Origin of the sequence: Microcoleus sp. N3A4 (assembly GCF_036701805.1) — a bacterium.
In the GTDB taxonomy this organism is placed as follows: Bacteria; Cyanobacteriota; Cyanobacteriia; order Cyanobacteriales; family Microcoleaceae; genus Microcoleus.
Map to the genome: position 1 here is coordinate 1 of NZ_JAUBRJ010000116.1, position 13370 is coordinate 13370.

Consider the following 13370-nt stretch of genomic DNA (forward strand, 5'->3'; position numbering starts at 1 on the left):
TTATCGGATACAGGTTTTTTATTTCTGGACGGATGAATCCGGGGGCTTGTATCCTGGATGCTTGATTGTCAACAGCCAGGTTTCGGCGTTAACGCTCATCACCTCTGATTTTGCGTAAAAACCTACTTTTTGTTTCTCCAGGACTGACTTATTGAAAAAAGTGACAAAAACCCCAAAAATGGATATGATTATTGCCGACATAGATAGTTAGATTTTTAGTAAAAAAGTGCATAATATCTGCAAATGTGCGATCGCCCCGTCCCAAATCCCGGCTGAGGCAAGTTTTAATCAGACTTGCCCTCGCCGTAATTGCTGCTGTTATCGCCTTCAACATTCCTCATTCCTTAATTCCCGTGTTTAAAGAATTCGTATCCGAAGCAACGCCACCGCCAGAAATCCAGAACCTGCTCGCCGGCCAGCGCAAAATTGTGACAGTGGGCGACAGCATCACCGAACCCGGGAAATACCCCGGAGGTTACGTTGTCTGTGAGTGCTAAGTTTGAATAGTAACGCTTGCTTTTGGTCAAGCAGGAAATGCTGGAATCCCTAAGCTTTTAGCTACTGCGAAGTAGTATAGCACTGACAATCAAAATCAGCCACATTTTTTAAGTTGTAAGTGATTTAGTCCTTAACTCTCTGCTAGATTGCTTTTAGCTCTTAATAAGAGCATGGTAGTGGTTGAGAACTTAACTTTTATTTGCGGTTTGCTTTCCACCCTGTCCACTTTACGTCAAGTTTCTCGGCTCAATATCAAGGTTAAAAATGCAATAACACAATGCGCTAACAAGGCATTAGACAGTAATTCGTAGGAGGTTTTATGGCAATGGTTGACTACTCGCTTTTCACATTGAAACTTTTCTCGGCACTAGGTTGCGGGCTGATGGCTGGAGTCTTCTTCGCCTTCTCAACCTTTGTGATGAATGCCCTTTCCCGACTCCAACCAGCACAGGGTATTGCCGCCATGCAAGCCATCAATATCGCGGCGATTAATCCGTTATTTATGACGGCGCTATTCGGAACGGCTGCTGCTTGCATCTTTCTGGCTATCTCCTCGCTGTTAAAGTGGCATCAACCCGGTGCCGCCTATTTGCTCGTTGGCAGCCTGCTGTATCTCGTTGGTACTGTAGGAGTGACGATCGCGTTCAATGTGCCGCTAAATGATGCGCTGGCGACTGTCGAGCCAAGCAGCACTGACGGTGCGAGCCTATGGGCTAGATACCTTACCGACTGGACGTTCTGGAATCATGTTCGGACGGCTGCGGCGCTGGCGGCATCGGCTTTGCTTACCATTGCACTCTGTTATCGATCGGTACAATTTTAATTTTACATTTTTAATTTTGAGCGATCGCGCTGAGGGTGCGATCGCAAAAACGAAATTTATTGAGGACCATAATTATCAGTAATCATCCAAAAATAATTACATGATTTTTCCCAAATTCTCGGAGAGTTTTTTCCACAGATGCAACAAATGTTGACCAACTTTTGCTGGTAAATTATCCATTACTACTACTGCTCCTACGAGCGAGTTCCGGAACTAAAAACTTTAAGGGTAAACACTTCAAATGCCTTGCCATCCATTGAGTCATTCATCGTCATTAATGCCACCACTTTTTTAATCCTAATAGCTCCAATTGCTGTGATTTTTGCCCCCCGATAAAATGGTTTTAAATCAGATACTCTCGTCCCGTGAGGCGAGCGAGCATAATTCCTCGTCAAACCGAGTAATACCCCATCTCCGGAGAGAAAAACCAGATGTTCTGGCTCTATATTCTTCTAGTTTTCTAATTGATGTGTTACCCAGTTGATAAGCTTTGACCACTTTTTCTCGAAGATCGATCGGTAATGGTTTAATTAGTGCTATTGATATACTTATCTTAAGTGACTCTATTGACCTGCAATCTGGTGTAAAAACCCCCGACATTTGAATAAGATCGAGGGGAAAAAGGAGGAAATTAAGTAAGTTCACTACCAGCAGAGACGATACTAGATGCTGTTCACGGATTAGCAAAAGTATTGATTTCGCCGCCGCCAATGTAGCGTCCCGGAGTCAGCGAGCGGGGTGTAGCAAAAGGCTGCGGTTGAATTGGCTGCACGTCCCGATCGGTGTTTTGAGGAACAACTCCAAAGTTAGGCTGCCCCGGCAAGTTAAGCTGAGTTGGTTGAGCTGGTTGAAATTGAGAATTCGCTGAATTGGGAGAGAATTGAGGGCTAATTATCTTGCTTCCTCCGATCGCACTTGTCGCCCGGGACTGTCCGACATTAGGAAGTAGAGGTATTGGCGAAGGTGTGGCTACTGGAAGTGCAGCAGGTTGAACTTCTGGTGCAAAGCCTGAGCCAGATAAATTAGTTTGGTAAGGATTTTTTGGCAAAGCCACAGTCGTAGGGCTGGCAGTAATTTCGGGGAGGCTGGGTACTCTGGAATTTAACCCGGAAAATGATTCAGGGACTGTAGCTGCCGGGCTTAAGAATTGTTGAGATTCGTTGCTTGCAGTATTTGTCGGAGCCGGAAGCGGGGGAAGTGCTGCGGGAACATTCACAGGATTTGCTCCTGTTTGAGCTGTAGCGGCCGTTGGAAGCAAATTTTCCGAATTTGCTCCCGCCGGATCGGAAGCCGGTCGATCGAGCAATTTAGCCGAGTCTGCAGTTTTCTGAGCCGCAGCCGTCGTTGCCGAAGTGTTAGCAACGACGTATTTTTTCATAGCTGCTTGCAGCGGACTCAAAGGCAGAGGATTTTCATTTTGTTTGTCTGAATTAGCACCACTCGACGCCTGCGGTAAAGTTGCTGTCGCTGTACCGCCAGACTCAGGCTCGATCGTTTGTATCCCCGAAGTGGGATATCCACTGCCAGATAAACTCAAAGTTGATGTCGCGTTTGAACTTGGCAAGCTGGAATTTTGCGGGGTATTGCTTGCAGCTCGGACAGCAGGATCTGCTAAATTTGGCAAGGGCAAAAATCTGCTGCTTGCCGCTTGCTTGGAGGCTGAATATCGCTGAGGAATTTCTAAGCCCCTATCGCGAATTTCGTCGAATAAACCTTTGCTTTTGACTGCTGATGAATTTAACAAACCGAACTCAGAATTAGAGCTATTGAACTGATTGACTAGCACCGGTAAGCTGTCGATTTCAGCCGCAATGGCGCTATCTTCAGCAGACAACCCGGGGAGCGAAGCTGGATTGTTTGAGGCTGCTACTTCTTCGCCATCTATGCTCAACCTTTCTGGATTTACGGAGACCTCCCAGATAAATAACCCCCCCGCACACAGCACGGCTAGCGGAGCCCAAACCGCCGGTTGCGTCCAGTGGCGCAACCGCGCTATCAGATAGCGGACAGATGTAGGGAATCGGTTAAAACTTGACATAGTTTTGCTTTTATCCGATTGTGCGGACTTAAAACAATCTTTCCTACTCTACCACATCAATCTTGATTATTTTTGCTGTCCCGGGGTCAATCGATTTTAGATTTTAGATTTTAGATTTTAGAATTGAAGCATTCACCCCACGAATAAATTCGGGGGCTCCTTTATCGGATACAGGTTTTTTATTTCTGGACGGATGAATCCGGGGGCTTGTATCCTGGATGCTTTCGGTAAGTACGATCGGACTTTTGATTGAAAGTTGCGAAAAAAAATATATGCAACAGGTGAAGCTCGATCGATCGCTGGTAGAAATATCTCTTGCTTTCGTCAAATTAAAGGGCATAAGATGATAAAATCTGACGCGACTCGCTGTTGAGCTTGCCGAGCGTGTCAGCCGATCGACCTCAAAGCAAAATGTCAAGGCAAAATTGGCAATTGCTGAGAACAACACCCAAGGAAAGTTGAGAAGAAATTGATGAAAAAAGTAGTAGAAGTATTAGGAAGTCGGGAAGAACTAATAGCTCGCTCGCTCGCAGTTGTCCTGTCGAAAATCCCAGCAGCCATAGCAGAACGCGGACTTTGTACGATCGCCTTAGCGGGCGGAAGCACACCCGAACCGCTCTACAGAGCGATGGCAGCCCAAGACCTGCCTTGGGACAAAATTCACGTTTTCTGGGGTGACGAACGCTACGTTCCCCCAGAACACCCGGACAGCAATCAAAAAATGGCGCGCCTCGCGTGGCTCGATCGAGTAAACATCCCCGCCAGCAACATCCACCCCATGCCCACAGGCGCCGGCGACCCAGCAGCCGACGCCTCGGCGCACCAAACCGAATTGCAGGAGTTCTTCAAATTATCCGACGGCGAGTTTCCTGCGATCGACATCATTTTATTGGGCATAGGAGACGACGCCCACACAGCCTCTCTATTTCCCGGCACAGCAGCCTTGCAAGTCCGCGACGCCTTAGTAACTGTCGGCAACAAAGACGGTCAACCCCGCATCACCTTTACAGTCCCATTAATCAACCGCGCTCGGTGCGTCATCTTCATGGTCGCAGGAGCCAGCAAACAACCCGCCCTCGCTCAAATTTTTGCCCCCGCAGCCGACGAAATGACCTATCCAGCCAGACTCGTTCAACCAGAAGGCGAGCTTTGGTGGCTGCTCGATGCGGCTGCTGGCGAAGCAGTAAAATAGCCGACATCCGCCCAGTGCCAACACACTCAGCAGTATCGCTAAGTCAATCTTGCCCATCACCGCGAACGTCACGGCGTCAGCTCAGTTGCTAGTATTAGCGAAGCAATATAAGAATTGTGGCGGTTAAAGTTAAAATTTGACCATATACACCAGTATTTTTATGAGGCTGATTTGAAAATCTGGCCGATAGCAAGGAGAAATCGATGATTGTCTGTCCCAATTGCAATCACCAGAACCCCGACGGGGCCAGCCAGTGCGAGGCTTGCTACACGCCTTTACCTGTTACCGCAAGTTGCTCGAACTGCGGTGCAGCAGTTCAGACAGATGCAGCATTTTGCGGTCAGTGCGGCTTTAACTTGCGTCCGGGTTCTATAGTTCCAGAAATTGAGGTGACAGTAACGTCCCCCTCGTCTGTGGGCCCTACAGTTGTATCGTCACCGGTGCCGGATTTACCGCCAAGCGAACCCCTGATGGCAATGGAACCTCTAGTTACCCCAAATAACGGGCCCAACTTGGAAAAAACTCCCGCCAGTATTCCTACGATTCCAGAGCCCCCGCCTTCGCCCTCGGTTCCTGTTACAACTGAATCAGTGGCAACACCAGTAAATACCTCTCCCCCGGTTCCGGTCACACAGCCAGCAGGTATAGCTAAAACTCAACTGCAACAGCAGTCGGCGCGCCTGCTACACGTTCAGACAAATACGCCGATGGAATTGCCTCACAGTCTGTCTGTGGTTCACATAGGCAAGCCAAATGATTTAGTGCCGCCGGATATTGATGTTTCGGGATTTGCTAATTCTGAGATAGTTTCTCGGGTACACGCCAATCTCCGGGTGGAGGGAGATGCTTGCTACCTAGAAGATGTAGGCAGTTCTAACGGCACTTACGTCAACAATAATCCGCTACCCAAGGGAAACCGGCATCGGTTGCGACCGGGAGACCGTATCTCTCTGGGGAAAGGAGACCTGGTTACGTTTTTATTTCAAATCTCTTAGATCGAGTTTGGATTGGGCGATCGAAAGTCTAAAATCTAAAATCGCATCTTGAGGAACTCTACCAAAACTCAATGCTGCCAATGTGATTAAGCTGACCTTGCTACATCCACTCCAATCTATACCCGTCCGCAGTTGGATCTTTGAAGACGAGCAGGTCGTCCGGATCGGGCGATCGACCGAAAACCACGTCGTTCTTTTTAGCGCTGTGGTTTCTCGTCGCCACATCGAATTGCGACGCAGCGGCATAACTTGGGAACTGATCAATTTAGGTACGAACGGCACTTACCTCGATGGTAAGCCGATCGCTAAGGTTCCCGTTGTGGACGGTCTGATCGTTCACTTGGCTCGCTCGGGCCCGAAAATTCAAATCAACGTCGGCCCGAATCAGTCCTCAGTCCAGTTAGGACAAATTAGCGTCAAGCCAATGGATGCTAAGGTAATTCACGCTCCCTCGGGCAGCGCGCACATTAGCACGATTCCTGTTCCCGAACAAAAAGAAGTTAGCACTTCCAGGGAAGAGGAGGACTTAACGGAGGCAGAAAATACTCGAAATTATTCAGAAGAAGAATATTAATTTCGGTATCTTTGGACGCTCGAAATTTTTCACTCGGGGGCACTCAGGAGTTTATTTATGAGTACATCACAACAGATTGTCAGGCGCAGCGAATTGCTCAACCGCCGCACGATCGACCGCAGAACGGCGGAAGAGGTCGGCAGGGTAGATCGGCTTTGGCTCGACGCTCACTCCCAGCGGGCGATCGGCTTTACTTGCAAGTCGGGACTTTTGGGTAGCAAAAAAACTTGGTTCGCTTGGGCGCAAGTTGATACGGTAGGCGAAAATGTTTTTGTCACAATTAACCCGGAACTGCCGGAATTGCATCAGCCGGAACAAGCTGTTTGTCCGATCGGGCTTGAGGTGCTCACGGACGCTGGGAATAAAGCAGGTACGGTGGTTGACTTCCTATTTGATGTGCTCACGGGTACAGTGATCCACTACCTGTTTAAATCGAGCGGCTGGCGCGGCGTTTTAGACGGGATTTACTTGCTACCTGTGGCAGCTATTTCGACGATCGGCAGCAAGCGGGCGATCGTGTCTGAGGCTGCTGTATCGGAGCCGGTACAATACGCGGAGGGACTGCACAAAAAAGTCGGTCTGGTAGCAGAGTTTTTACACGAAGATTTCGACAGAACTCTCAAAAATGTGGCAGAGGTGAAGCGGGGCGCTCAAAGTCTGGCGGAAAAATTCCAAGATAAAGCTCTAGAAGTCAGGGATGTAGCTCAAGAAAAAGTTGCAGACTTGAAGCGGCAAAGGCATGAATCTGCCCCGCCAGAGCCGACCCCGGAGCCGCCCGAGTCGGATTTGAGCTGAAGTTTGGCCTTCGCGATCGCCCTGCGACTAATTGCCCATCGCATTTTTGGGGCGGCGCGCGCGCCAGGAAGGTCGATCTGTATTTTCGGTCTGAGAGATTGAGGCGTTCTCGCTCAAAATTCCAGTGCTGCTCAAAGCATTGTATTTTATTTTAAAGGTATCGCATCAATAAGGAAAATGTTAGCAACTCAAAAAGACCTATGCTGTTTGATACAAGCAACAAGTATTTTATCTAGAGACCCCAGCATTAATAATTGGTTAACTTCTGTCTGGATGATCGAGAGCGATTCGTCGCTCGTTGACTGTCGCCATATCGAGAACTCGAATCAGCGGTGCAACCAGCGCGGGTCTGAGTTAAATTATGGGGCTAGTCAGCGCGAAAATGGTTATTTGGCAGATCGAATTGAGCGGCTCACCCATCGGCGCAATCCCTCCATCCCAGACCAAATCAATCAAGCGGTCTCAACCTTTGTCAATCGCTGGGAAGTTCAGCAGATTAATAACATGGTGTTTGGTTGTTACCGAGGAAAGCAAAAATTTGCGCCTGCGCCAAAAGCTAACGATCAAAAATTTGTTCAAATGCCTCAAGCAGCCAAAAGTTCAACTTTTACGGCAGAACGAAGGAAGAGTGACGCACTCACCACCCCTTTGAAAATCAAATTTTTTGCGGTTTTCTCCCCAATAATCTATCTGGAAGCATCCCCGTTTCTGTCTGGCGGCGGAGTGTCAAAACATCAGTGATTACCTTAACTCTGTTACATCCTATCCAGTCTGTCCCGGTTCAAAGTTGGTGTTTTGAATCCGAAGCGGTGGTTCGGATCGGTCGATCGAACGACAATGATGTAATTATTTACAGCGCTGTAGTTTCCCGCCACCACGTAGAGCTGTGGAATCACGCCAACGGCTGGGAAATTATTAATTTTGGTGCTAACGGCACTTATGTAGATGATAGACCGATCGCTCAGGTGTCAGTGGCGGACGGGATGACCATTCGCTTGGGCAATTCCGGGCCAAAAATCCGGATTCGGGTGGGCGCGACGAATCTGGAACCGGGAAAAATAGCGAGGGCGCCACAGCGCGAACTCCCCGACTACAAGGACGATGTGTCAAAAGACAAGTCACCTGCTTGGTCTGGGGGTGTAGGAATCATAGAAGAGGATGAACATGGAAGGCTGACTCAAAACGATCTTGACTGACCGGCAGCTATCTATCCCTGCGGGCGAACTCAAACAAAGCTCAAGGTACGCAATTAGATCGTCTAACTAATTTTTCGGTAAGTGGCCTGATTTTTGCCTAAATATGCCGATAAATTAATTAACAGCTTCTCTAGTAGAATCTCACCCTTCTAAAGATAAGATTTGGGGGAGCTCGCTCGATATTACCTCAGTTTCGCTGCTTGCCCACCGGCGGTAATCTAAGAGCAACTGGTGCATCAACCGCTGTTTAACGCTCAGAAGTACGCTCTTGAGCAAAGCGTTGCCCGTTGCTTCTAAAATTGGTTTGGGCGTCAGCCAAAACGGCGGCGGTAACTCTACTTGCACTTCCAAATCCGCTTTTCCCTTCAAGTATGCTACCCCGCTGCTTTGGTGTACGCAAAGCTGTCCTTTGAGATTGAGAGCAAAGCGATCGTTGATATAACCCACGCCGCGAATTTCGCAGGCGACGGACTCCAAATTGATTGTGCCGTCTGACTCAGCCCACACCCTCATGTCTACGGTGGGTTGAATGCTCAGCATCATAAATTGTAACGGCCGCATTTTCAGGCGGAAACAGTCATCGCTTAGCTGCTGTGTGCGACTTCGATCGACTAGGGCGTTCACCAGTCGCCTCGGCTGGCGCAGATAATGTTGAATGGGAACCCGTTCGTCTGGTACGGCTAGCTCAACGGATTGGGAAGCATTAAAGCGGATATACATGAGAAGATATCAAAATAGAGGATTCCTAAGCATATCTTAATAAACTATCACCTTTTTAAGGTGACATAAGTCGCGCACTAAGTCGCGCACCCAGCAATGTCATCCGAGAAATCACGGATAAAAGCTTTCGGGACATCGCTAATTTTTCATCATACTTGCTAGCTGATGAGAGTAAAGCAAACTTTTGTAACCTAAAATTGCCTCTAAATGAAAATTTCGTTAGCGCAGCCCTCGAAGAGGATCGCACATCTCGGCCCTGTTGGTACAAATGCAGAAACAGCGGCTCTAGCTTATGTCAATTGGTTGAGCCTGGAAACTAACTTAGAATGCACCCTGTGTCCTTATTCCACCATTTCCCAGGCGCTAGAGGCATCTGCCGTAGGGCAGGTAGACTATTCAGTTGTGCCAGTCGAAAATTCGATCGAAGGCAGCGTGACTGTCACCCTAGATACACTGTGGCGACTCGATAGACTCCGCATTCAACACGCCTTAGTTTTGCCAATTTCCCACGCGCTGGTGTCTAACGCTAAAAATTTTAACGAGATTAAAAAAGTTTACTCTCATCCCCAAGCGCTAGCTCAGTGTCAGGTATGGTTGGGGCAGTTTATTCCCTCAGCTCAATTGATTCCGGCGAATTCAACTGCGGAAGCATTGCAATATCTGGAAGATAGAAATGTAGCGGCGATTTCTTCGCCGAGAGCTGCTGAACTTTACAATTTGCCAGTGTTAGCTCACCCGATTAATGATTATCCCGATAATTACACTCGATTTTGGGTACTCAGCACGAGTGTTGGAGAAATCGCAAACGTAGAAGCAGCGGAGCTCTCATCCATTAAATCCATCACAAAATCTGGCCCTAAATTGATCCTCGATGCTTCAGCGTCTAATTGCACCCATACCTCACTAGCTTTTAGCGTACCTGCCAATATGCCGGGAGCACTGGTAAAACCTTTGCAAGTATTTGCCAGTCGCGGTATTAATTTAAGTCGGATTGAATCTAGACCGACTAAGCGATCGCTCGGAGAATATATTTTCTTTATGGACTTTGAGGCTAACGCCTGCCAACCATTTGTTCGATCGGCACTCGAAGAATTAAAAAATCACACAGAAACTTTAAAAATCTTTGGTTGCTACAATGTGCTGTCAGTTGTATAATTTCATTTTAAGTAAAACTTAGGAGGCTGGTGAGATGAATGCTGATGAACTTCTCAAGCGATACGCAGCCGGAGAAAGAAATTTTCACGAAACCAACTTGAAAGAGGCTTTTTTGCGAGAAGCTTTCCTAATTGATATTAATCTAGCCTGCGCCGAACTCAAAGAAATCAATTTTTCCCTGGCGAACTTAAGGGGGGCAAACTTAATAGCTGCCAAGCTCAAAAATGCTTGCCTGGTGATGACAAACCTCAATGGGGCTAACCTGAGCGGAGCCGATCTAACTTTCGCAAGATTAACAGGAGCTGACCTGATTGAAGCAAACTTGGAACACGCCAACTTGAGCGACACCAAAATGATTGGTGTTAATTTGAGCAGAGCCTCCTTGTGCGCCGCAAACCTGATGGAAGCAAACCTCATAGATGCTTGCTTGGACAATACAAACCTCGAAAAAGCCAATCTAAGTGAGGCAAAACTGCGTGGAGCGAGTCTCAGAGGAGCTGACTTGAGAAGCGCTTTTTTGTGTGAAAGTAACCTTGAGGGCGCAGATTTGTGCGGAGCTGACTTGAGGGGTGCTAATTTGAGCGGGGCATTTTTGTGCGGCGCTAATCTGGATGGAGCTAAGCGAGATAAGAAAACAATTTTCAGTGGGACAATACATTTTTGCGTCAGACAAGTTTGAGATCGCGCAAATAACCGGAGAATCCCACAACTAAGGACTGAAAAATATACTGTTGACTTGGCTGAAAGTGAAATCTATTTGCTTTTGTACCCTAGCAAAATGAAGCTGCATCTTGAGGATCTCTTTCTTGGAATTAGCTTCAGCAATCTTACTTTCCAAAGCCAGCAAGTTGCGGTTGAGAGTTTCTACTCGCACAGTTTGGTGGTCTAAGTCAATTTTTAGTTCTGCCACTTTATCGAATTGAATCTGCTTGCGAACCAAGGCGAGGCGAACTGAATTTTCATCCTCTTTCTGAAGAGCTAGCAAAGCTCGCTGCTGCAACTGATTGGCTTGAGATTCAGCTTGATTGTACAGCCACTGAATCCGAAGTTGGGCGGAAATCGCGCTGCCAACAGCCTGACGCAGTTCTTTGAGAGGTTCCTGAATTTCTAAGATTAACAGTTCCCAAAGATTCATCAGTTCGTTTGTAAATTCCTCGCGTTCTACAGAGACTACCAATGCTTCTAGCAGCAACAAATTGGGTTGCATCTGCTGCATAATTGTCTCAAATATTAACTGTGCTTCTAATAACTGCCGATCGTGATTTTTTTCTGATACTGCACCGGGTGAGCGATCTAATATTTTTTGAGTGCTGTCTAACTCAGCTTCTGTATCTGAACTTGAAGTTACAAAGGCCTGTAATTTTTCGCGGGCGATCGAACTCAGTCTTTTTCGCAGCAAATCGCAGGCTGCCCGCTGCACTGGCCCTGTTTCGCTTTGACAAATCTTGATGACTATTTTTAAGCCTGGATCGCCGTAATTCAATGTCTCGGTCAGGGCGGCGATTCGATGTTCGCTGACAGAACTAGACAGCCGGTGTTTAACTCCTGCTAGTCCGCCGAGCACGACACCGCCCACAGGAGGCGGCAGTTGACCGCCTCTAACTGCATCGTATGGTTTCGGTTGGTCGAGATTTTCTAACACAAGCATTTACTGCTATAAAGAACCTATCCGAACCTGTTTGAAGTTAAGAGTTAAACAGCTAGCAGTTCCAAAAATAATGGAACTGTCAGCCCGCGATCCAAACCCTTAGTTCATCAGTCAATCTAAAATCTAAAATCTAAAATCTAAAATCGAATGATTTGCGTGTAATTCTTGCTTCAATGCAGGCAAAACCGATCGGGCTTTTTGCCTGCGAAAACTGGCTACTTGAGGGTATCTTTAAGTACAGTCCTGGCTGCCAAGTGATTGCGAGTAGAAGTCAAAATCTCGGTTTCGCGTTCCAATCTCGCAGCAGTATCTTGCAATTCTAAAAGAGTTTGCTGTTCTGTCGCTGCGCCGTAAAGGTAGCTGGCTACCCAATAGGACAATTCGGTGGGCAAACTGGGAATGTCTTCCGGCAGGTCGATCGGCTGATCCATCAATTTGCTGGAGAGGCGAACTACATCTCTCAGCAGTTGTTCGACATCTTTTCCCAAAGGTCTGAGGTCTTTTTGCGGCGGTTCGTCTTCTATCCACTCTACCAGACCGACTAAATAGGGTTTTTCCCGAACGGCGTCGAGCACTCGGAAGCGCTGCTGTCCGAGAGTCATAATCTTCATGCGATCGTCGGGGAGTCGCTGACAGTGAATCACTTCGGCGCAACAACCGACGGCAGAGACTTTGTTTTGGTTGGGGTCCCACATGAGTACACCAAAACGGCGATCGCCCTCCAGAATCGTATTCATCATGATTCGATAGCGAAACTCGAAGATTTGCAGCGGCAGCGGTCTACCTGGAAATAGAACCACTTCCGGCAACGGAAATAAGGGGAGTTCGCGAACTGCTACAGAGGAAGAGGATGCCATTGTCGCTCAAATGTGACGGTACTTGCGCTTCTTTTTCTTACTTTAACTGATTTGAGGCAATTCCGGGGCTTGAGCGATCGGGCTTTTGCGACGCGGATTCGATCGATCGATCCCGATCGCCCGTGCTGGCAGCTTGACAAAGCCGTCATTTCGTCAAAATGCTAAATATACCTTTTTGATGAATTAAGTGATGCTGAAGGCGATGATAGCGACTGCTAAAAAAGCTTTTGTGTAGCCATCGCCCCTTAATTAAGAAGAATTATTTAAGTTCGCGCCGGAGCAGAAATTATTGCTGATTACTGACTAATAACTAATGAATAATAACTCCTGACCCATGACTAATAACGAATAACGAATAACTGCTGACTGTCGAACTTTTAGCAAAAAGAAGGAACAATGTATTTTTCCATTGTTCCTTCTTTCGGAGTTTCCGATGAGTGAATCTACAGCTTGACTTCGATATCTACGCCTGCTGGCAAATCCAGTTTCATCAAAGCATCAATTGTTTTGGCAGAAGGCTGGTGAATGTCGATGATGCGGCGGTGCGTGCGGGTTTCAAAGTGTTCGCGAGAATCTTTGTCTACGTGGGGCGATCGCAGCAAGCAGTAAATCCGCCGTTTTGTCGGTAGGGGAATCGGGCCGATCGCTGTGGCTGCTGTCCGATTTGCTGTATCTACAATCTTTTCGCAGGATGCGTCTAGAATTCGGCGATCGAAAGCTTTGAGGCGAATGCGAATTTTTTGCTGTTGAATTGTTGCCATTTTTGTTTCTTGAATTTTCTAGGTTCAGTTTATTTTTAGTCATTAGTTATTAGTTATTAGTTATTAGTTATTAGTTATTAGTTATTAGTTATTAGTTATTAGTTATTAGTTATTAGTT

Annotated in this window: 16 protein-coding genes; 10 read left to right on the forward strand and 6 right to left on the reverse strand. The window is 47.2% G+C overall.

Annotated features, from left to right (window positions below):
* Positions 1 to 148: 148 nt before the first annotated feature.
* Entirely contained in the window at positions 149 to 334 is a 186-nt protein-coding gene (locus QUA56_RS34770) for a hypothetical protein (RefSeq protein WP_333368055.1), read from the reverse strand.
* A 19-nt stretch (positions 335 to 353) separates the two neighbouring features.
* Between QUA56_RS34770 and QUA56_RS34775 the strand changes: the two genes are divergently transcribed.
* Complete coding sequence (locus QUA56_RS34775) at positions 354 to 497, forward strand: hypothetical protein (RefSeq protein WP_333368058.1); 144 nt, start codon at positions 354 to 356, stop codon at positions 495 to 497.
* A gap of 419 nt (positions 498 to 916) precedes the next feature.
* The gene (locus tag QUA56_RS34780; RefSeq protein WP_333368093.1) at positions 917 to 1321 is read left to right on the forward strand and encodes an anthrone oxygenase family protein; all 405 of its coding nucleotides are present in this window, start codon (positions 917 to 919) and stop codon (positions 1319 to 1321) included.
* A gap of 673 nt (positions 1322 to 1994) precedes the next feature.
* On the opposite strand, the gene QUA56_RS34785 is transcribed toward QUA56_RS34780, so the two are convergent.
* Positions 1995 to 3359, reverse strand: coding sequence for a hypothetical protein (locus QUA56_RS34785; RefSeq protein ID WP_333368061.1), 1365 nt, complete (start codon positions 3357 to 3359; stop codon positions 1995 to 1997).
* Between the two features lie 472 nt (positions 3360 to 3831).
* On the opposite strand from QUA56_RS34785, the gene pgl reads away from it, so the two are divergent.
* From pgl to QUA56_RS34815, 6 genes are all read left to right on the forward strand, one after another.
* Entirely contained in the window at positions 3832 to 4551 is a 720-nt protein-coding gene (gene pgl / locus QUA56_RS34790) for a 6-phosphogluconolactonase (RefSeq protein ID WP_333368064.1), read from the forward strand.
* A gap of 203 nt (positions 4552 to 4754) precedes the next feature.
* Complete coding sequence (locus tag QUA56_RS34795) at positions 4755 to 5546, forward strand: FHA domain-containing protein (RefSeq protein WP_333368067.1); 792 nt, start codon at positions 4755 to 4757, stop codon at positions 5544 to 5546.
* 82 nt (positions 5547 to 5628) lie between these two features.
* Positions 5629 to 6120, forward strand: a complete 492-nt coding sequence (locus QUA56_RS34800; RefSeq protein ID WP_333368070.1) for an FHA domain-containing protein — start codon at positions 5629 to 5631, stop codon at positions 6118 to 6120.
* A 57-nt stretch (positions 6121 to 6177) separates the two neighbouring features.
* On the forward strand, positions 6178 to 6915 hold the full coding sequence (locus QUA56_RS34805) for a PRC-barrel domain-containing protein (protein WP_333368073.1): 738 nt from the start codon (positions 6178 to 6180) through the stop codon (positions 6913 to 6915).
* Between the two features lie 177 nt (positions 6916 to 7092).
* Positions 7093 to 7656: a hypothetical protein gene (locus QUA56_RS34810; protein WP_333368076.1), complete on the forward strand. Its 564-nt coding sequence runs from the start codon at positions 7093 to 7095 to the stop codon at positions 7654 to 7656.
* A complete protein-coding gene (locus tag QUA56_RS34815; protein ID WP_333368079.1) occupies positions 7653 to 8111 on the forward strand; it encodes an FHA domain-containing protein in 459 nt (152 codons plus the stop codon). Before QUA56_RS34810 ends, QUA56_RS34815 begins: the two co-directional genes overlap by 4 nt.
* Positions 8112 to 8252: 141 nt before the next feature.
* Here the strand turns inward: QUA56_RS34815 and QUA56_RS34820 are convergent, their stop codons facing one another.
* Positions 8253 to 8831, reverse strand: a complete 579-nt coding sequence (locus QUA56_RS34820) for a DUF1997 domain-containing protein (protein ID WP_333368082.1) — start codon at positions 8829 to 8831, stop codon at positions 8253 to 8255.
* Between the two features lie 207 nt (positions 8832 to 9038).
* Between QUA56_RS34820 and pheA the strand changes: the two genes are divergently transcribed.
* Together pheA and QUA56_RS34830 are read left to right on the forward strand one after the other, a co-directional pair.
* Positions 9039 to 9986 (forward strand): prephenate dehydratase, encoded by a 948-nt coding sequence (gene pheA / locus QUA56_RS34825; RefSeq protein ID WP_333368085.1) that lies wholly within the window; start codon positions 9039 to 9041, stop codon positions 9984 to 9986.
* Positions 9987 to 10020: 34 nt separating this feature from the next.
* Complete coding sequence (locus QUA56_RS34830; protein ID WP_333368088.1) at positions 10021 to 10665, forward strand: pentapeptide repeat-containing protein; 645 nt, start codon at positions 10021 to 10023, stop codon at positions 10663 to 10665.
* A 30-nt stretch (positions 10666 to 10695) separates the two neighbouring features.
* Here QUA56_RS34830 and QUA56_RS34835 read toward each other — a convergent pair whose 3' ends face one another.
* The 3 genes from QUA56_RS34835 to rpsJ all read right to left on the reverse strand — a co-directional run bounded on the left by QUA56_RS34835 (position 10696) and on the right by rpsJ (position 13252).
* Positions 10696 to 11634, reverse strand: a complete 939-nt coding sequence (locus QUA56_RS34835; RefSeq protein WP_333368091.1) for a PspA/IM30 family protein — start codon at positions 11632 to 11634, stop codon at positions 10696 to 10698.
* A gap of 215 nt (positions 11635 to 11849) precedes the next feature.
* Entirely contained in the window at positions 11850 to 12491 is a 642-nt protein-coding gene (locus tag QUA56_RS34840; protein WP_006632192.1) for an LON peptidase substrate-binding domain-containing protein, read from the reverse strand.
* 443 nt (positions 12492 to 12934) lie between these two features.
* Complete coding sequence (gene rpsJ / locus QUA56_RS34845) at positions 12935 to 13252, reverse strand: 30S ribosomal protein S10 (RefSeq protein ID WP_006632193.1); 318 nt, start codon at positions 13250 to 13252, stop codon at positions 12935 to 12937.
* Positions 13253 to 13370 lie beyond the last annotated feature (118 nt).